This is a genomic window from Bradyrhizobium agreste, from assembly GCF_016031625.1.
In the GTDB taxonomy this organism is placed as follows: domain Bacteria; phylum Pseudomonadota; class Alphaproteobacteria; order Rhizobiales; family Xanthobacteraceae; genus Bradyrhizobium; species Bradyrhizobium agreste.
In genome coordinates this window covers 35,450-53,222 of sequence record NZ_JACCHP010000013.1, presented here as the reverse complement: position 1 = coordinate 53,222, position 17,773 = coordinate 35,450, and the positions used below count along the sequence as shown (strand labels likewise).

Annotated in this window: 16 protein-coding genes; 11 read left to right on the top strand and 5 right to left on the bottom strand. The window is 63.8% G+C overall.

All coding sequences use genetic code 11. The features are described from left to right. Positions 1 to 5 precede the first annotated feature (5 nt). The 3 genes from HZZ13_RS20465 to HZZ13_RS20455 form a co-directional block, all read right to left on the bottom strand. Complete coding sequence (locus HZZ13_RS20465; protein WP_197961342.1) at positions 6 to 977, bottom strand: ABC transporter permease; 972 nt, start codon at positions 975 to 977, stop codon at positions 6 to 8. A gap of 10 nt (positions 978 to 987) precedes the next feature. Continuing rightward, the gene (locus tag HZZ13_RS20460) at positions 988 to 1,968 is read right to left on the bottom strand and encodes an ABC transporter permease (protein ID WP_197961341.1); all 981 of its coding nucleotides are present in this window, start codon (positions 1,966 to 1,968) and stop codon (positions 988 to 990) included. A gap of 105 nt (positions 1,969 to 2,073) precedes the next feature. Further along, positions 2,074 to 3,669, bottom strand: coding sequence for an ABC transporter substrate-binding protein (locus tag HZZ13_RS20455; RefSeq protein WP_197961340.1), 1,596 nt, complete (start codon positions 3,667 to 3,669; stop codon positions 2,074 to 2,076). A gap of 321 nt (positions 3,670 to 3,990) precedes the next feature. On the opposite strand from HZZ13_RS20455, the gene HZZ13_RS20450 reads away from it, so the two are divergent. The 6 genes from HZZ13_RS20450 to HZZ13_RS20425 all read left to right on the top strand — a co-directional run bounded on the left by HZZ13_RS20450 (position 3,991) and on the right by HZZ13_RS20425 (position 11,720). Continuing rightward, on the top strand, positions 3,991 to 4,248 hold the full coding sequence (locus HZZ13_RS20450) for a DUF6489 family protein (protein ID WP_197961339.1): 258 nt from the start codon (positions 3,991 to 3,993) through the stop codon (positions 4,246 to 4,248). Next, on the top strand, positions 4,248 to 5,048 hold the full coding sequence (locus tag HZZ13_RS20445; RefSeq protein ID WP_197961338.1) for an esterase/lipase family protein: 801 nt from the start codon (positions 4,248 to 4,250) through the stop codon (positions 5,046 to 5,048). The genes HZZ13_RS20450 and HZZ13_RS20445 overlap by 1 nt, the downstream gene beginning before the upstream one ends. Positions 5,049 to 5,093: 45 nt before the next feature. Then, on the top strand, positions 5,094 to 6,644 hold the full coding sequence (locus HZZ13_RS20440; protein WP_197961337.1) for a WS/DGAT/MGAT family O-acyltransferase: 1,551 nt from the start codon (positions 5,094 to 5,096) through the stop codon (positions 6,642 to 6,644). Between the two features lie 10 nt (positions 6,645 to 6,654). After that, positions 6,655 to 7,650: an alpha/beta fold hydrolase gene (locus HZZ13_RS20435; RefSeq protein ID WP_197961336.1), complete on the top strand. Its 996-nt coding sequence runs from the start codon at positions 6,655 to 6,657 to the stop codon at positions 7,648 to 7,650. A 131-nt stretch (positions 7,651 to 7,781) separates the two neighbouring features. Further along, positions 7,782 to 11,015, top strand: coding sequence for a bifunctional cytochrome P450/NADPH--P450 reductase (locus HZZ13_RS20430; RefSeq protein WP_197961335.1), 3,234 nt, complete (start codon positions 7,782 to 7,784; stop codon positions 11,013 to 11,015). A 30-nt stretch (positions 11,016 to 11,045) separates the two neighbouring features. Continuing rightward, the gene (locus tag HZZ13_RS20425; protein WP_197961334.1) at positions 11,046 to 11,720 is read left to right on the top strand and encodes a spermidine synthase; all 675 of its coding nucleotides are present in this window, start codon (positions 11,046 to 11,048) and stop codon (positions 11,718 to 11,720) included. A 131-nt stretch (positions 11,721 to 11,851) separates the two neighbouring features. Here the strand turns inward: HZZ13_RS20425 and HZZ13_RS20420 are convergent, their stop codons facing one another. Together HZZ13_RS20420 and HZZ13_RS20415 are read right to left on the bottom strand one after the other, a co-directional pair. Then, positions 11,852 to 12,313: a nuclear transport factor 2 family protein gene (locus HZZ13_RS20420; protein WP_197961333.1), complete on the bottom strand. Its 462-nt coding sequence runs from the start codon at positions 12,311 to 12,313 to the stop codon at positions 11,852 to 11,854. Positions 12,314 to 12,435: 122 nt separating this feature from the next. Next, positions 12,436 to 13,350, bottom strand: coding sequence for an alpha/beta fold hydrolase (locus HZZ13_RS20415; protein WP_197961332.1), 915 nt, complete (start codon positions 13,348 to 13,350; stop codon positions 12,436 to 12,438). 163 nt (positions 13,351 to 13,513) lie between these two features. Between HZZ13_RS20415 and HZZ13_RS20410 the strand changes: the two genes are divergently transcribed. The 5 genes from HZZ13_RS20410 (at position 13,514) to HZZ13_RS20390 (ending at position 17,693) form a co-directional block, all read left to right on the top strand. Then, positions 13,514 to 13,894 carry a hypothetical protein gene (locus tag HZZ13_RS20410; protein WP_172784029.1) on the top strand — a complete coding sequence of 127 codons (381 nt, stop codon included), beginning with the start codon at positions 13,514 to 13,516 and terminating at the stop codon, positions 13,892 to 13,894. Continuing rightward, entirely contained in the window at positions 13,891 to 14,973 is a 1,083-nt protein-coding gene (locus HZZ13_RS20405; protein ID WP_197961331.1) for a PHA/PHB synthase family protein, read from the top strand. Before HZZ13_RS20410 ends, HZZ13_RS20405 begins: the two co-directional genes overlap by 4 nt. Continuing rightward, positions 14,970 to 15,563: a GNAT family N-acetyltransferase gene (locus HZZ13_RS20400; RefSeq protein WP_197961330.1), complete on the top strand. Its 594-nt coding sequence runs from the start codon at positions 14,970 to 14,972 to the stop codon at positions 15,561 to 15,563. Before HZZ13_RS20405 ends, HZZ13_RS20400 begins: the two co-directional genes overlap by 4 nt. Positions 15,564 to 15,782: 219 nt before the next feature. Further along, positions 15,783 to 16,238: a phasin gene (locus HZZ13_RS20395; RefSeq protein ID WP_036004804.1), complete on the top strand. Its 456-nt coding sequence runs from the start codon at positions 15,783 to 15,785 to the stop codon at positions 16,236 to 16,238. A gap of 168 nt (positions 16,239 to 16,406) precedes the next feature. Further along, complete coding sequence (locus HZZ13_RS20390; protein ID WP_197961329.1) at positions 16,407 to 17,693, top strand: DUF445 domain-containing protein; 1,287 nt, start codon at positions 16,407 to 16,409, stop codon at positions 17,691 to 17,693. Positions 17,694 to 17,773: the final 80 nt, after the last annotated feature.

The window sequence follows — 17,773 nt, the reverse complement described above, 5'->3', positions numbered from 1 at the left end:
CGTATTCATCGAAGCTTCGGATTGAGCGCGTCGCGCAGCCAGTCGCCGAGCAGATTGATCGACAGGATCAGCGCCGCGAGCGCAAGCCCCGGGAAGGCGACGATCCACCATTCGCCGGCGAACAGATAATTGTTGCCGATGCGGATCAGCGTGCCGAGCGAGGGCATGGTGTCGGGCAGGCCGACGCCGAGGAAGGACAGCGTCGCCTCGGTGATGATGGCAAGCGCGAGGTTGATGGTGGCGATGACCAGGATCGGGCCCATCGTGTTCGGCAGCACGTGCCGCAACATGATCTTCGGCGCCGGCAGACCGATCAGCTGCGCGGCGGCCACGTAGTCCTTGTTCTTCTCGACCATCACGGAGCTGCGCACGGTCCGGGCATAGCCCACCCAGAAGCTCAGGCCGATCGAGATCACCAGCACCGCCAGCATGCTGGTGGCGTCCAGCCGGTTGCCGAGGATCGACTTCGCGATGCCGTTGACCAGGAGCGCGATCAGGATGGCCGGGAAGGTGAGCTGCACGTCGGCGATCCGCATGATCACGCCGTCGACTGCGCCGCCGAAATAGCCGGCGATCAGGCCGAGCGCGATCCCGAGCGCGCCGGCGAAGATCACGCCGGCGACGCCCACGGCGAGCGAGATGCGCATGCCATAGAGTATGGCGGAGAACACGTCGCGGCCCTGCTCGTCGGTGCCGAGCAGGAACGGGCTCTGACCGTCCGCGGTCCAGAGCGGCGAAATCCGCGAATTCATCAATTGCAATTGTGCCGGATCGAACGGGTTCTGCACCGCGAGCACGGATGCAAAGATCGCAAGCAGGAAGAACAGGACCGTGATGGCGGCAGCCACCATGGTGAGCTTGGAGCGGCGGAACGAATAGAACAGGTCGCTGTCGAGCGTGCGGCTGAACCAGCCATGGGCGGCCGGCATCGGCTGTGCGCTTTGCTTGTCGGAATTGGAGACGACTGCGTTGGACATGCAGTTTGCCTTATGCCGCGCGACCGACGGTCGAACGCAGGCGCGGATCGACCACCGTGTAGAGGATGTCGACCACCAGATTGATGGTGACGAAGATCAGTGAAACCATCAGCAAGTAGGCGGCCATGATCGGAATGTCGACGTTTTGCACGGCCTGGACGAACAGAAGCCCCATGCCCGGCCATTGGAACACGGTTTCGGTGATGATCGAAAATGCAATAACCGAGCCAAACTGAAGCCCTGCTACAGTAATCACCGGAATCAGCGTGTTCTTCAGCGCGTGGCCGAAATGGATGGCACGGGTGGTCAGCCCCCTCGCGCGGGCGAAGCGGATATAGTCGGTCCGCAAGACTTCCAGCATCTCCGCGCGCACCAGCCGCATGATAAGGGTCATCTGGAACAGGCCGAGCGTGATCGCAGGCATGATCAGTGCCTTCAGTCCCGACACCGTGAGCAGGCCCGTCGTCCACCAGCCGAGCTTGACTACCTCACCGCGGCCGAACGAGGGCAACCAGCCCAACGTCACTGCGAACAGATAGATCAGGAGAATGCCGATCAGGAAGGTCGGCAGCGAGATGCCGATCAGCGAGACCGCCTGGAATAATTTGGCCAGCAGTGTATCGCGCTTGAGCGCCGAATAGACGCCCATCAGGATCCCGAAGACCATCGCAAACAATGTCGCACAGATCGCAAGTTCCAGCGTCGCCGGCATGCGTTCCATCAGCAGAGCCGCGACCGGCTGACGGAACTGGTAGGAGACGCCGAACTTGAACTGCGCCGCATCGGCGAAATAGCGCACGAACTGCACCGGCACGGGGTCGTCGAGGCCGAGCGATTTGCGCACGATCGCGCGTTCGGCTGCCGAAGTGTCGATCGAGACGATCTGATTGACGGGGTCGCCGGCGAAACGGAACATCGAGAACGCGATGATGCCGACGGCGAACATGACGCCGATGGCCTGAACGGCGCGGCGAAGCGTGAAAGCGAGCATGCCTTCCACTTTCCTTGGGTATGCGTACGGCCGACGTCCTTGTCAGCCGGAAACGGAAAGGTCCCGGAAGGCGGATGCCGCCGGGACCTCGTGTTCCACCGATGCTTATTCCTTCTTGGTCGCCCAGTGGAACATGACGAGATTGTCGGCGCGCTGCGGCAGGTTGACCTTCTTCGAGACGCCCCAGGCCAGAGCCTGCTGGTGCAGCGGGATGTACGACCAGTCCTTCATGCCGATCTCGTAGGCCTCCTTGATCAGCTGGTTGCGCTTCTCGGGGTCGGTTTCGACTAGCACCTTGTCGGTGATGGTGTCGAACTCCTTGTTGCAGTAGCCGCCGAGATTGGCCTCGCCCCGCGAGGATTTCGCGTCGTCGCGGCAGCCCATGATGTCGTAGAGCACGTTGTGGGAGTCCATCGTGCTCGGGGTCCAGCCCAAGAGGTAGAACGAGGTCTGGTAGCCGCCCTGCTTCAGCACCTTGGCGAAGTACTGCGCCTTCGGCTGCGCCAGGAGATTGATCTTGACGCCGATGCGGGCGAGCATGCCGACCACAGCCTGGCAGATCGCGGCGTCGTTGACGTAGCGGTCGTTCGGGCAGTCCATGGTGACCTCGAAGCCGTCGGGGTAGCCGGCTTCGGTCAGTAGCTTCTTGGCTCCATCAGGATCGAATTTCGGCCGCGTGAAGCTCTTGGACAGTGCGAACAGCTCCGGCGCGATCATCAGCGCCGACGGCGTCGACAGCCCGCGCATCACGCGTGTCTTGATCAGCTCGATGTCGATCGCCTTGTAGAAGGCCTCGCGGACGCGGGCGTCCTTGAACGGGTTCTTGCCCTTGATGTTGGAGTAGAGCAGCTCGTCGCGCATCTGGTCGAAGCCGATGAAGATGGTGCGCAGCTCCGGCCCCTTCAGCACCTGGGCGTTCGGGCTGGAATCGACGCGGGAGATGTCCTGGATCGGCACCGGCTCGATCACGTCGACTTCGCCCGAGAGCAGCGCGGCGACGCGGGTGGCGTCGGAGGCGATCGGGGTGAAGATGATCTCCTTCAGATTGCCCTCGACCTTGCCCCAGTAATTGGGATTGGCCTTGAACACCGTCTTCACGCCGGGCTGATGGCTTTCGATGATGAAGGGGCCGGTGCCGTTCTCATGCAGCGAGGCATAGCTCGGTGTGGTCGCCGCCACCGGCGTCGGATCGACGACGTTGTTCTCCTCGGCCCATTTCTTGTCCATGATGTACCAGACATCCCACGCGTTGTGCAGGATGGGATTGGGCGAGGGCAGGACGAAGTCGACGGTGTAGTCGTCGACCTTGACGACCTTGACGTCGGCTGCAAGGCGGGTCTGCATGTTGGACCCCTTCTTGCGGACGCGATCGGCCGAGAACACCACGTCGTCGGCGGTGAAGGGGTCGCCGTTGTGGAACTTCACGCCCTTGCGCAGATGGAAGCGCCAGCGGGTCGGCTCCGGGGTTTCCCAGCTTTCCGCCAGTGCCGGAATGATCTTGAGGTCCTTGTCGCGCGCGGTGAGGCCCTGATAGACGTGGCCGAGATGGGCGTGGGTGGTGCTCTCGTTCAGGGTATAGGGATCGAGCGACTTCAGGTCACCCTGGTTGGCATAGCGTAGCGTCTGGCTGGCTGCTGGCGAGACCGCCAACGCAAGCGTACCGGCGAGCGTCGCCGCAAACAGACTTTGACCGATTGACATTCTTGACCCTCTCCACACTGCCGCGCCGGTGATTTTTGATTGTTCGGCGGGGCTGACTGATCCATGTTGCCCAGAGTTCTCGACCCGTGCAAGCGTCATTCCAGCAAGGAACGCGCCAAGTTGCACCGCTGTGCAGCAATGCTGCCCGGCAATCCCGGGCGGGCCGGCGAGCTTCTGCGCGGGGCGCGGGCCGACAATTTGATTGACCATACCCGTCGATCGGGCAAGCCGGTCCTTACGGCTTCCCCTCAGGTCGCTTGCGTTGCAGACCTTCTCGCGGTGATACTCCGACAGGCCGCTCGAATCTCATCTGGAGGGGACATGAAGGTTAACATCGAAATCGACTGCACCCCCCTCGAGGCCCGCCAGTTCTTCGGTCTGCCCGATGTGGGGCCGATGCAGACGGCGGTGATGGAGAAGCTGCAGCAGCAGGTGCTCAGCAACATCGAGAAGGTCTCGCCGGAATCGCTGATCCAGAGCTGGTTCACCTTCGATCCCAAGATCGCCGAGCGGTTTCAGGACATGTTCGTCGCCATGGCCGGGCTCGGGGGCACGCGCAGCGGCGACAAGAAAAAATAGTGTCGCCCGGACCGGACGGGGTGCTGCAAGAAGGCCGGCTTCGTCCGCCCGGTCTCGGCCTGCTGCTCGCCGAGTCCCGTGGGCTGTTCGAGCTGAATGCGAGCCTCTTGCTGTCGCCGCTCCTGATGCGGGCGCCGCGGGGCGACGGCCACCCAGTGCTGGCGCTGCCGGGCTTTCTCGCCAGCGACCTCTCGATGGTGCCGATGCGGCGCTATCTCAGCGAGCTCGGTTATGCGGCTCATGCCTGGCGGATGGGCCGCAATCTCGGCGGGCTCGGGCGCATGCGGGATTCGCTGCGCATGCGTTTGGCCGAAATCCATGCCGCCACGGGGCGCAAGGTCAGCCTGGTCGGGTGGAGCCTAGGGGGCGTCTATGCCCGCGATCTCGCGCTTTGGGCGCCCGACAAGGTCCGCTACGTCATCACGCTCGGCAGCCCTTTTGCCAACGACGTGCGGGCGACCAACGCGACGCGGCTCTATGAGACGCTGTCCGGCGAGAAGGTCGAGGACTTTGCGCAAGCGCGCGAGGCGATCGCGGGCGATCTGCCGGTGCCGGCGACGTCGATCTATTCGCGCGCCGACGGGATCGTGAACTGGCGGACCTGTCTGCTGCGCCCCTCCGACCGTGCCGAGAACATCGAGGTGCTGCTGGCGAGCCATATCGGGCTCGGCGTGAACCCGGCGGTGCTGTGGGCCTTGGCCGACCGCCTGGCGCAACCGGAGGGAGACTTCTGGCCATTTGACCGGGCGGGGCCGTTTGCCATTGCATATGCCCCGCCGGACCGGGCAGTATCGGCCTGACGAGAAGCGCCACCAAGGCGCCCGGTGAATATTCGGGAGGGAACCATGGCTGACGGTAAGAAGCTGTCGTCGCTTGACGCGTCGTTTCTCTATCTGGAAACACCGGAGATGCCGATGCATGTCGGCAGCATGGCGATCTTCCGCCTGCCTGACGACTACAAGGGCGACTTCTTCGAAGACTTCAAGGCGATGATCGTCTCGCGCCTGCACATCGCGCCGATTCTCAAGGCGCGGCTGGAGAAGGCGCCGCTCGACATCGATCATCCCTCCTGGGTCGAGGACGACCAGTTCGATATCGACCGCCATATCTTCCGTGCCAGCCTGCCGCAGCCGCGCGATCGCGCCACGCTCGAGCGCATCGTCGGCTGGATGCATGCCAAGCTGCTCAACCGCGCCCGCCCGCTCTGGGAGTTCTACGTGTTCGAGGGCATGAAGGACAACGAGGTCGGGCTCTATTCCAAGATGCACCATGCCGCGATCGACGGCGGCGCCGGTGCGGCGCTGACCAACATGATCTACGACATCTCGCCGATCCCGCGGAAGGTCGATCCGCCGACCGCGGGCAGCAAGCCAGGGCAGGAGCCGCGCGGCATCGCCGCCAACCTGCTCGATTCCTATCAGCAGCTGTTCAGCCGGCCGCTGGAGGCTTCGCAAGCGGCGAAGAACCTGCAGCTGCCGCGCACCGGCAAGAGCGATATCGGCTCGATCCTGTTCGACAACGCGATGTACCAGATCGAGAGCGCGGTACGCTTCGCCGGCAACATCCCGACCGTGCTCAAGAGCGTGTCAGACGTGCTCGGCAGGATCGCCGATCCCAAATCGCGGGAGAGCCTCGCCAGCATGGTCTCGCCGCCGACCATGCTCAACAAGACGATCTCGTCGGAGCGGAGTTTTGCCGGCGTGTCGATCCCGCTGTCGCGGGCCAAGGCGCTGGCCAAGCAGGCCGGCGGCAAGCTCAACGACGTCGTGCTGGCGCTCGCCTCCGGCGTGGTCCGCCGCTATCTCCTGCAATATGGCACGCTGCCGGCGAAATCCCTGACGGCCGCGGTGCCGATCTCGCTGCGCGAGGAAGGCAACACCGAGGCCAACAATCAGGTGTTCGGCATGATCTGCTCGATCGCGACCAACGTCGAGAATCCCAAGGCGCGGCTCGAGGCGATCATCGCGCAATCGACCAAGTCGAAGGAGATGTCGCATCCCTTGCGCGCCTTGATGCCGCAGGTCTCGAACATCTCGATGCTGGGCGCGCCGATCATGGTGCAGATTCTGGCGCTGCTCTACAGCCGCTCCAATTTGTCGGACGTGCTGCCGCCCGCGGCCAATATCACCGTGTCCAACGTGCCCGGGCCGCGGCAGACCCTCTACGCCGCCGGCGCCGAGCTCTTGCACATCTTCCCGGTGTCGATCGCGACGCACGGACAGGCGCTCAACATCACCGTGCAGAGCTACCGCGACCAGCTCGATTTCGGCTTCATCGTCGGTGCCAACATCATTCCGCATGTGCAGGTGATGTGCGACATGCTGCCCGAGGAGTTCGCCGCGCTGGAGGCGGCCTACACGCCGCCGGCCGCCGATATCAAGGGCGCCGCAGAGTAAGGAACTTGCAATGATTGAAATGCCGCCGCTCAAGTTCGCGACGACGAACGGAATCCGCATGGGCTATTACGAGGCAGGCCCAGCGGACGACAAGCCGCCGGTCGTGCTGTGCCACGGCTGGCCCGAGCTCGCCTTTTCCTGGCGTCACCAGATCAAGGCGCTGAGCGAGGCCGGCATCCGCGTGATCGCGCCCGACCAGCGCGGCTACGGCGCGACCGACCGGCCCGAGCCGGTCGAAGCCTATGATATGGAGCACTTGACCGGCGATCTCGTCGGTTTGCTCGATCATCTCGGCATCGAGAAGGCGATCTTCGTCGGCCACGACTGGGGCGGCTTCGTCGTCTGGCAGATGCCGCTGCGGCACCCCACGCGCGTCGCCGGCGTCGTCGGGGTCAACACTCCGCACTGGGACCGCGCGCCGATCGACCCGATCGCGCTGTTTCGCCAGCGTTTTGGCGACCAGATGTATATCGTCCAGTTCCAGGACCCCGCGCGTGAGCCGGACAGGATCTTCGGCAGCCGTGTCGAGCAGACTTTTGATGCCTTCATGCGCAAGCCGGCCGCGCGTCCTCCGGGTGCGCCTCAGGAACAGCCGATTGCCGGCATTGGTGCTTCGCCCCGCATCAATCTGGCGTTCCCGCAGATGATCGCGAATTACGACGCCAGACATGATCCGCGGACGCCGATCCTGTCGGCTGACGAGAAGAAGGTGTTCGTCGACACGTTCACGAAGACCGGCTTCACCGGCGGCATCAACTGGTACCGCAACTTCACCCGCAACTGGGAGCGGGCGAAGGGGCTGGACCACCACATCCATGTGCCGTCCTTGATGATCATGGCCGAGAACGATGCGGTGCTGCCGCCGTCGGCGGCCGACGGCATGGAAAAGCTGATCGATGACCTCGAGAAGTATCTGGTGAAGGACAGCGGCCATTGGACGCAGCAGGAGAAGCCGGAAGAGGTCAGCGCCAAGCTGATCGAATGGCGTAGAAGGCGATTTGGCTAGCTCGTCATTGCGAGCTCGTCATTGCGAGGAGCGAAGCGACGAAGCAATCCAGGCTGCCTCCGCCGATATATTTCTGGATTGCTTCGCTTCGCTCGCAATGACGACATTGAGGCAAGGGGGACTACATTTCGATGTCATCCAAGAACCGTCTGGACCCGATTCCGCAGCCGCCGACCAAGCCGGTGGTCGGGAATATGTTGTCGCTGGACGCCGCCGCTCCCGTGCAGCACCTGACGCGGCTTGCCAAGGAGCTCGGTCCGATCTTCTGGCTCGACATGATGGGCTCGCCGATCGTCGTCGTCTCCGGCCACGATCTCGTCGACGAGCTCTCGGACGAGAAGCGGTTCGACAAGACGGTGCGCGGCGCGCTGCGGCGCGTGCGTGCGGTCGGCGGCGACGGCCTGTTCACCGCCGACACCCGCGAGCCGAACTGGAGCAAGGCGCATAACATCCTGCTGCAGCCCTTCGGCAACCGCGCCATGCAGTCCTACCATCCGAGCATGGTCGACATCGCCGAGCAGCTCGTCCAGAAATGGGAGCGGCTCAACGCCGACGACGAGATCGACGTCGTGCACGACATGACCGCGCTGACGCTGGATACGATCGGCCTGTGCGGCTTCGACTACCGCTTCAATTCGTTCTACCGGCGCGACTACCATCCCTTCGTCGAGTCGCTGGTGCGCTCGCTCGAAACCATCATGATGACGCGCGGCCTGCCGTTCGAGCAGCTCTGGATGCAGAAGCGGCGCAAGACGCTGGCCGAAGACGTCGCTTTCATGAACAGGATGGTCGACGAGATCATAGCCGAGCGACGCAAGAGCGCGGAAGGCATCGACGACAAGAAGGACATGCTCGCCGCGATGATGACCGGCGTCGACCGCGTGACCGGCGAGCAGCTCGACGACGTCAATATCCGCTACCAGATCAACACTTTCCTGATCGCGGGGCACGAGACCACCAGCGGCCTGTTGTCCTACACGCTCTATGCGCTGCTCAAGCATCCGGACATCCTCAAGAAGGCCTATGACGAGGTCGACCGCGTCTTCGGCCCCGACGTCAACGCCAAGCCGACCTATCAACAGGTGACGCAGCTCACCTACATCACGCAGATCCTCAAGGAGTCGCTGCGGTTGTGGCCGCCGGCGCCGGCCTACGGCATCTCGCCGCTGAACGACGAGACCATCGGCGGCGGCAAGTACAAGCTCAGGAAGGGAACGTTCGTCACCATCCTGGTGACGGCGCTGCATCGTGATCCCAGCGTGTGGGGTCCCAACCCCGACGCGTTCGACCCCGAGAATTTCAGCCGTGAGGCGGAGGCAAAACGGCCGATCAATGCCTGGAAGCCGTTCGGCAACGGCCAGCGCGCCTGCATCGGCCGGGGCTTTGCCATGCACGAGGCAGCGCTCGCGCTCGGCATGATCCTGCAGCGCTTCAAGCTGATCGACCATCAGCGCTACCAGATGCATCTGAAGGAGACGCTGACGATCAAGCCGGAAGGCTTCAAGATCAAGGTGCGGCCGCGCGCCGATCGCGAGCGCGGCGCCTATGGCGGACCCGTTGCGGCTACTTCCTCGGCGCCAAAGGCGCAGCGTCAGCCCACCACACGGCCCGGCCACAACACGCCGATGCTGGTGCTCTACGGCTCCAATCTCGGCACCGCCGAAGAGCTCGCAACGCGCATGGCCGATCTTGCCGAGATCAACGGCTTTGCCGTGCATCTCGGCCCGCTTGACGATTACGTCGGCAAGCTGCCGCTGGAGGGCGGGGTGCTGATCATCTGCGCCTCCTATAGCGGGGCGCCGCCGGACAACGCCACGGAATTTGTAAAATGGCTCGGCGGCGATTTGCCGAAGGACGCGTTTGCCGGTGTGCGCTATGCCGTGTTCGGCTGCGGCAACAGCGACTGGGCCGCGACGTATCAATCGGTGCCGCGCTTCATCGACGAGCAATTGTCGAAGCACGGTGCGCGCGCGGTGTATCCGCGCGGCGAGGGCGATGCGCGTAGCGATCTGGATGGCCAGTTCCAGAAATGGTTCCCGGCGGCCGCACAGGTCGCGACCAAGGAATTCGGCATCGACTGGAATTTCACCCGCACCGCGGAGGACGATCCGCTCTATGCGATCGAGCCGGTCGCGGTGACCGCCGTCAACACCATCGTCGCCCAGGGCGGCGCGGTGGCGATGAAGGTGCTGGTCAATGATGAGCTCCAGAACAAGTCCGGAGCGAATCCTTCCGATCGTTCGACCCGCCACATCGAGGTGCAGCTGCCGGCCAACGTCAGCTACCGCGTTGGCGATCACCTCAGCGTCGTTCCGCGCAACGATCCGACGCTGGTGGATTCGGTGGCCCGCCGCTTCGGCTTCCTGCCCGCCGACCAGATCAGACTGCAGGTGGCAGAGGGTCGGCGCGCGCAATTGCCGGTGGGCGAGGCCGTTTCGGTGGGCCGCCTGCTGAGCGAGTTCGTCGAGCTGCAGCAGGTCGCGACCCGCAAGCAGATCCAGATCATGGCCGAGCACACCCGCTGCCCGGTCACCAAGCCGAAGCTATTGGCCTTCGTCGGCGAGGAGGCGGAGCCGCTCCAGCGCTACCGCTCCGAGATCCTGGCCAAGCGCAAATCGGTGTTCGACCTGCTGCTCGAATATCCGGCTTGCGAATTGCCGTTCCACGTCTATCTGGAAATGCTCTCGCTGCTGGCGCCGCGTTATTACTCGATCTCGTCCTCGCCGTCGGTGGACCCGGCGCGTTGCAGCGTCACGGTCGGCGTGGTCGAAGGGCCGGCCGCCTCCGGCCGTGGCACGTACAAGGGCATCTGCTCGAACTATCTCGCCAACCGGCGCACGGGCGATACGATCTACGCCACCGTGCGCGAAACCAAGGCCGGCTTCCGCCTGCCGGATGATCCATCCGTGCCTGTTATCATGATCGGTCCGGGCACGGGACTTGCGCCGTTCCGTGGCTTCCTCCAGGAGCGCGCCGCGCGCAAGGCGAAGGGAGCCACCCTCGGTCCATCCATGCTGTTCTTCGGCTGCCGCCATCCCGAGCAGGATTTTCTTTACGCGGAGGAGCTGAAGGCGCTGGCGGCGAGCGGCATCACCGAGCTGTTCACGGCGTTCTCGCGCGCGGACGGGCCGAAGACCTATGTGCAGCACGTGCTAGCGGCGCAGAAGGGCAAGGTCTGGCCGCTGATCGAGCAGGGCGCGATCATCTATGTCTGCGGCGACGGCGGCAAGATGGAGCCGGACGTGAAGGCTGCGCTGGTCGCGATCCATCGCGAGAAGAGCGGCAGCGATGCCGCCGCCGGCGCGCGCTGGATCGAGGAGATGGGCGCGAACAACAGGTATGTGCTGGACGTCTGGGGAGGGTGATTGCCGGTCGGTTCGTGCTAAACGTCGCCCATGATTCCCTGGGAAAAGATCGACACCGCAAAAATCCCCGGTTCCGATGAGGAGCTCCGCCTGATGCGGCGGGGCAAGGAGTTCTCCATCAAGCTCGGTACCAACGAGCTGATGAACAGCCGCCTGTCGGGCTCCGAAGCGGCACTGGCAACGCTTGCCGCGAAGCAGATCGAGAAAGTCGCAAAGCCCGTCGTTCTCATCGGCGGTCTCGGCATGGGTTTTACGCTACGCGCGGCGCTGGCCGTGCTCGGGCCCCAGGCGAAGATCGTGGTCTCCGAGTTGGTCCCGTCGGTCGTCGCCTGGGCGCGAGGCCCGATGGCAGAGGTCTTCGGCGATAGTCTCGACGATGCCAGGGTGAGCATTCGCGAGATCGATGTTGGTGAAGTCATCAGGGCGAAGCGTTCAGCCTTCGACGCCATCCTGCTCGACGTCGACAACGGGCCTGAGGGGCTGACCCGGAAGGGCAACGACGCGCTCTACAATGCGAGCGGGCTGCAGGTTGCGAAGACGGCCCTGCGGCCGGGAGGCGTGCTGGCCGTCTGGTCGTCGGGACCCAATCCACCGTTCACAGGACGCCTCAAGCGTGCCGGCTTCGACGTCAACGAAGTCAACGTTCGCGCCACCGGCAGAGGCGGCGGCGCCCGCCACGTGATCTGGATCGCGAAGAAACAGTAGGGTGGGCAAAGCGGCCGTAGCCCGGAGAGCGAAGGCGCGTGCCCATCGCCTCCATCGAGGATGCGGATGGATGGTGGGCACGGCGCGTGAAGGGCGCGCCTCTGCCCACCCTACGCGGCTACGTTTTCCGGCTAGAACATCGTGTTGCCGTTCGCGGGGTTTTCAGGAATCTCCTGAACGACGTCCCAATGCTCGACGATCTTGCCGTTTTCCAGCTTGAAGATGTCCACGATCGCGCGGCCCCTGGTGCCGGGCTCGCGAACGGAATGAACGTGCAGGATGACGAAGTCGCCCTCCGCGAAGCTGCGCTTGATCTCGCTGCGCGAGTTCGGAAACTTCTCGCGCAGGAAGCCGATGAACTTCCGGAAGCCGTCCGGACCATCGGGAGCGGTTGGATTGTGCTGGACGTAACGGTTGCCGACATAGGCGAGGGCGGCGTCGGCGTCCTTCTGGTTGAGGCCCTTCTCATAGAATGCCAGCACGGTTTGGCGGTTGGCTTCTTCCTGCGCGCTGGCGGCCATCGCGGCGCCGCCGGCGAGAGACAACATGAGAATGAAAGCGGCCATTGCCGCGGATCGGATGATGAAATGCATGTGAGCTCCGAGAGGCCGCAGCCTCTGTTTGGCGTCTGAGACGGCTTGTATAGCCTTCATCGGAACCCGCGTTAAGACAGGCACCGGCAGCTCACATGGTCACCGGGAGGAGACCGGCCGGCCTAAGCGGCCTGTGCCGCCGCGCCATGCGCGTGCTTGTCGATCGCGTCGACGATCTGCGGCCAGAAGCGCATCGGGAGCGCGTGGCCCATGCCCTCGATCATCAGCAGCTTGGCGTTCGGGATCGACGCGGCCGTGTCCTTGCCGCCTTCGGGGCGGACCAGCGGATCGACGGTGCCGTGAATCACGAGCGTCGGTGCCTTCACGGCGCGCAGCCGCTCCTTGCGGCTGCCTGAGGCAAGCACGGCGCGGAGCTGGCGACCGACGCCGGCCGGATTGAGCCCGCGCGCGAACACGCGCTCGGCGCGGCCGGGATCAAGCGCTTCCTCTTCCGGGAAATGTCCGGCGCGCAGCACCTTCCAGGTCTGGCCGTAGCGGACGATGAACTCCTCCTTGCTGCGCGGCGGCGGCGCCATCAGCATCGCGGCGGCCTCGCGGGTCGGGGGCGGTATGCGCGGATTGCCCGTCGTCGACATGATTGAGGTGAGCGAGCGCACGCGCTGCGGAAACGACAGCGTCACCTCTTGCGCGATCATGCCGCCCATTGACGCCCCGACGAGATGCGCCGACTTGATGCCGAGCGCATCCATCAGGCCGACCGTGTCCTTGGCCATGTCGATCAGCTTGTAGGTGGCGGCCACGGGGATCCGCAACAAGCGCAGCTTCAAGAGCTCGAACGGCGTCAGCCGCTTGCCCCCGGTGAGATGGCTCGATTTGCCGATGTCGCGATTGTCGAAGCGGATCACGCGGAAGCCGCGTGCGGCGAGCTGCTCGCAGAACGCATCGTCCCAATGGATCATCTGCGCGCCGAGGCCCATGATCAGCAGCAGCGGCTCGGCATTGTCGCTGCCGAAGCTCTCGTAGCAGATGTCGATGTCGTTGGCGCGGACGGTCTGGGGCGGCTGATGGGCGGTCACGGGTCCCTCCTGCTGACCGATGCTGTATCGCACGGTTTCGTTCCGCGAAGAAGCGGGCGTGTCCGACGCTGCGCCGGCTGCTTGCCGGTTGACCGGCACCGCGCAACGGTGTGGTATGGCGGGACAAGAAGGGTGCGAAGCCCTCCGTACTGGGAGGACGCTGATGACCGACAAGATCACCGATCCCGTTGCCTTGTGGCAGAAGATGGTCGGCGAAATGGAGAAGGGTTTCAACTCCTTCGCGACCAAGGCGATGGAGACGCCCGAATTCTCGCAGGCCATGAATCGAGCCGGCGGCGTTGCTGCAGGTGCTCAGAAGCAATTCGGCGATCTCATGGAGAAATACCTGCTCTCGATGAACCTGCCGAGCCGGGAGCAGATGACCGGCATCGCGGAACGGCTCCAGTCGATCGAAGGCCAGCTCGGCGAAATCAAGTCGATGCTGAGCCAGATGTCGGCAAATTCGGGCGCGCAGCAACCCGGCGCCGCGCCGCGGCCGCCGCGCACCAAACGTCCGCCATCCGAAGGCGGAGACCAGAAATGAACGCGCCTGCGGGACTTGATCTTGCGTCGATCCCGGAGCGCATCCAGTCCGAGGTGCAGCGCGCGATTCAGCGCAGCATCAAGGGCGTCGAATATTTCTCGACCTCAGGCCCCTCGCTCGGCTCGACGCCAAAGGACGTTCTGCACTCGCGCGGCACCATGAGCCTCTATCACTACCGGCCGATGACGGACGAGATCTACCGCGTGCCGGTGCTGATCGTGATGGCAACCACTAACCGCGGCTATATTCTCGACCTCGTGCCCGGCCAGAGCTTCATCGAGTTCCTGCTGAAACGCGGCTATGACGTCTACATGCTGGACTGGAGCGCGCCGCGGCCGGAGGAGAAGAGCCTGCGCATGGAGGACTATGTCCTCGACTTCATCCCGGACTGCGTCCGCCGCGTGCAGGCCGATTCCGGCGAGCAGGACGTCTCCGTCATCGGCTATTGCTTTGGCGGCGTGCTGTCGCTGCTCTACGGCTCGATCCACAAGGACGGGCCGATGAAGAACCTGATCTGCTTCACCACGCCGATCGATTTCCGCGAGATGAAGCTGTTCTCGAATTTCTCCGACCGCCGCTATTTCGACGTCGACCACCTCGTCGACAGCGTCGGCAACGTGCCGCCGGAAATGATCCTGTCCTCGTTCGAGATGCTGCGCCCGGCCTCGCGCACGGTGAGCCAGATCCAGCTTTGGGAAAACATCTGGAACGACGAGTTCGTGAAGTCGTACCGCATGTTCGACCGCTGGGCGACCGACACGCTGCCGCTCGCCGGCGAATATTTCCGCGCCATCACCAAGGACCTGATGTGGGACAACAAGCTGTTCAACGGCACCATGTCGGTCGGCGGCCGTGCGGCAAAGCTCGAGAACATCACGGTGCCGATCCTGCATGCGGTCGCCGAGCACGATCACATCGTGCCCTATGAGGCCGCCAAGCACCTGATCGCCAAGGTCGGCTCGACCGACAAGGAAGAGGTCATTCTGAAGGGCGGTCATGTCTCGCTCGTTGCCGGCGCCAATGCGGTGAAGCGGCTGTGGCCGAAACTGGATTCCTGGCTGGGAAAGAGATCGACATGAGCGAGCAGCGTTCCTATCCGCGCCACGTCAAGACCGACGCTGGCGCTATCGAGATCCGCCTGATGTCGCCGGCCGACGAAGGTGCGGTGCTGGCCTTCGGCAAGGCCCTGCCGACCCACGATCTGTTGTTCCTGCCACGCAACATCAGCGAGCCGAAGGTGCTGTCGGCCTGGGTCAAGGAGATCGAGCGCGGAGCGATTCAGAGCCTGCTCGCGGTCAGTGAGGGCAGGGTCGTTGGTTGCGGAACGCTGGTGCGCGATCCCCATTCCTGGTCGCCCCATGTCGGTGAGATCCGCATGGTGGTTTCCCCCGAGGTCCGCGGCAAGGGCGTGGGCAAGGCGCTGTCGCAGGAGACGTTTGCGCTCGCGCTCGGCGCGGGCCTGGAAAAGCTCTCGGTCCAGATGACGGTGGATCAGCAGGCGGCGATCGCCCTGTTCGAGAGCCTCGGCTTCAAGGCTGAAGCCCTGTTGCGGGACCAGGTCCGGGACGTCGACGGCAAGACCCACGATATCGTCGTGCTCGGCCATAACGTCGCGCAGGTCGAGGCCCAGATGGAGGCCTATGGACTGCCAGGCGCTGTCCAGCACTAACAGGGTCGTCCGGCATTAGGGCCGGATCGGGCCGATCACCGAGCCCGTGGCTCGGGAGGCGTCACGATGCCTCCCGTTAAGGCTGTTCACGATTTCGCGATATCGCAGTGCAATACAAATATTGCGCCGCACAATTAACCGTGCCATATAGACCGTGCCCCGGGCCGATGCGGACGGGGTGAGCCCATAGCTCAGACCATTGAGGATGGAGAGAACCCCATGACCACTGAAACCAATACCGCTTTCGAGGGCTTCAAGGACGCTTTCAAGAACATCCAGAACCTGGAAGTTCCCGAGGCTGCCCGCGAATTCGTCAAGAAGACTGCCAACACCGCCAAGGACCGTGCTGCCGAGGTGTTCGCTGGCTCCGAGCGCGTGACCGCCGCCGTCGAGAACGCGGTGACCGAGTCCATCACCGAGGCCGGCAAGATCAGCCGCAACATCCAGCAGGCGATCTACGAGGATGCCGAGGCGTTCTTCTCGGGCATTGACAAGCTCGCGTCCGCCAAGTCGGTCAGCGAAGCCGTCGAGATCCAGTCGAGCCTGCTCCGCTCCCGCGGCGAAGTGTTCGTCTCGCGCGCCAAGGCGACCGCCGACTATCTCGGCAAGCTCGCCGCCAACGGTGCGAAGTCCGCTCAGGACAATTTCGCCAAGGTCTACAGCAAGACCGCCTGATCTGCCGCCTGAGCACAAACTGAAATTTCAGGCCCGCTTCGGCGGGCCTTTGTTTTTCTGCGACGCCGTCATTGCGATGTAGCCCTTGCGACGAATCCAGAGTCTTTCCTCCTGGAAGATTCTGGATTGCTTCGCTTCGCTCGCAATGACGAGTACTGTGATGCAGTCATGGACTCGTCTGTCACTTTCTCCTTCGACGCTCCCGGCGACGTCGAGCGCGCGGCTGAACTCCGCCGCGTCAAGGCGCTGGCGACGCTGGTGTTGGCCTCGACGCTCGCACTGTTTGTCGTCGCAAAGTGGCTGCTGCCGGTGCATCCCGTTTTCGGCTTCATTGCCGCCTTTGCGGAAGCTGCGACCATCGGCGGTCTCGCCGATTGGTATGCCGTGGTGGCGCTGTTCAAGCGGCCGCTCGGCCTGCCCATTCCGCATACGGCGATCATCCAGAGCAACCAGGCCCGAATCGCCGACAAGCTCGGCGAATTCATCCAGGTGCATTTCCTCGAGGCCGGTCCCGTCGAGGCCAAGCTGAAGGAAATCGATTTCGGCTCCTTCGTCGCCGACTGGCTGCGCGAGCGCAAGCGTAGTGACGACCTCGCGCGCTTTGCGCTGCGTCTGTTGCCGGAGGCAGTGTCCGCAACCGAAAGCTCCGGCCTGATGACCTTCATCATCCGCCGCATGTCCTCGCAGCTCCAGGCCATCGACCTCGCGCCGCTCGCGGCCGGCACGCTGCGCGGCTTCGTCGCGGAGGGACGGCACCAGATCCTGTTCGACGATCTCCTGCGCGTGATGCACGAGAGCTTGAACCAAAAAGAGACGATGGCAATGATCCGCGAAAAGGTGCGTGCGGAATTGCCGACCCTGCTCAAGCTCTATCGCGCCGACAAGTTTCTGGTGAACAAGATCGTGGCTTCCGCCACCGCCTTCTTCAACGAAGTGCGCAGCGATCCCAAGCATCCGTTCCGCGGCGAGTTCGACCGCATGGTGCTGAGCTTCGTCGACCGGCTCGGCACCGACCAGGCCTATGTCGACCGCATCGACGGTTTGAAACGCGATCTCCTGGCGCGGCCGGAGCTTGCCGATCTCGCCCGCACCGTCTGGGCCAACACGCGCACTTTCATCGAGCGCAGTGCGAGCGGCGAGACGCAGGTGCTGCAACATCATCTCGCCGGGATGTTCGTCTCCGCTGGCGAGGCGCTCGCCAGCGATGCCGAGCTGCGCGGCGAGATCAACAAGGGTCTCGTGACCGTACTGCGCAGCTTCGTCGCGGACCAGAAGAGCGGCGTCTCGACCTTCATCTCCGATCAGGTCAAGGCGTGGAATATGACGCAGCTGATTTCGCTGATCGAGATCAACATCGGGCGCGACCTGCAATACATCCGCTTCAACGGCTCATTGATCGGCGGGCTCGCCGGGCTCGGGCTCTACACCGTAGAATCTTTGCTCAGATTGTTGTGACTTTTGCGTCACGTCCGTTAGCATTAACGCGCGGGCCTATTGTCGCCGCGCGTCGCTCCCGCTTGAATGTCGGGAACCGG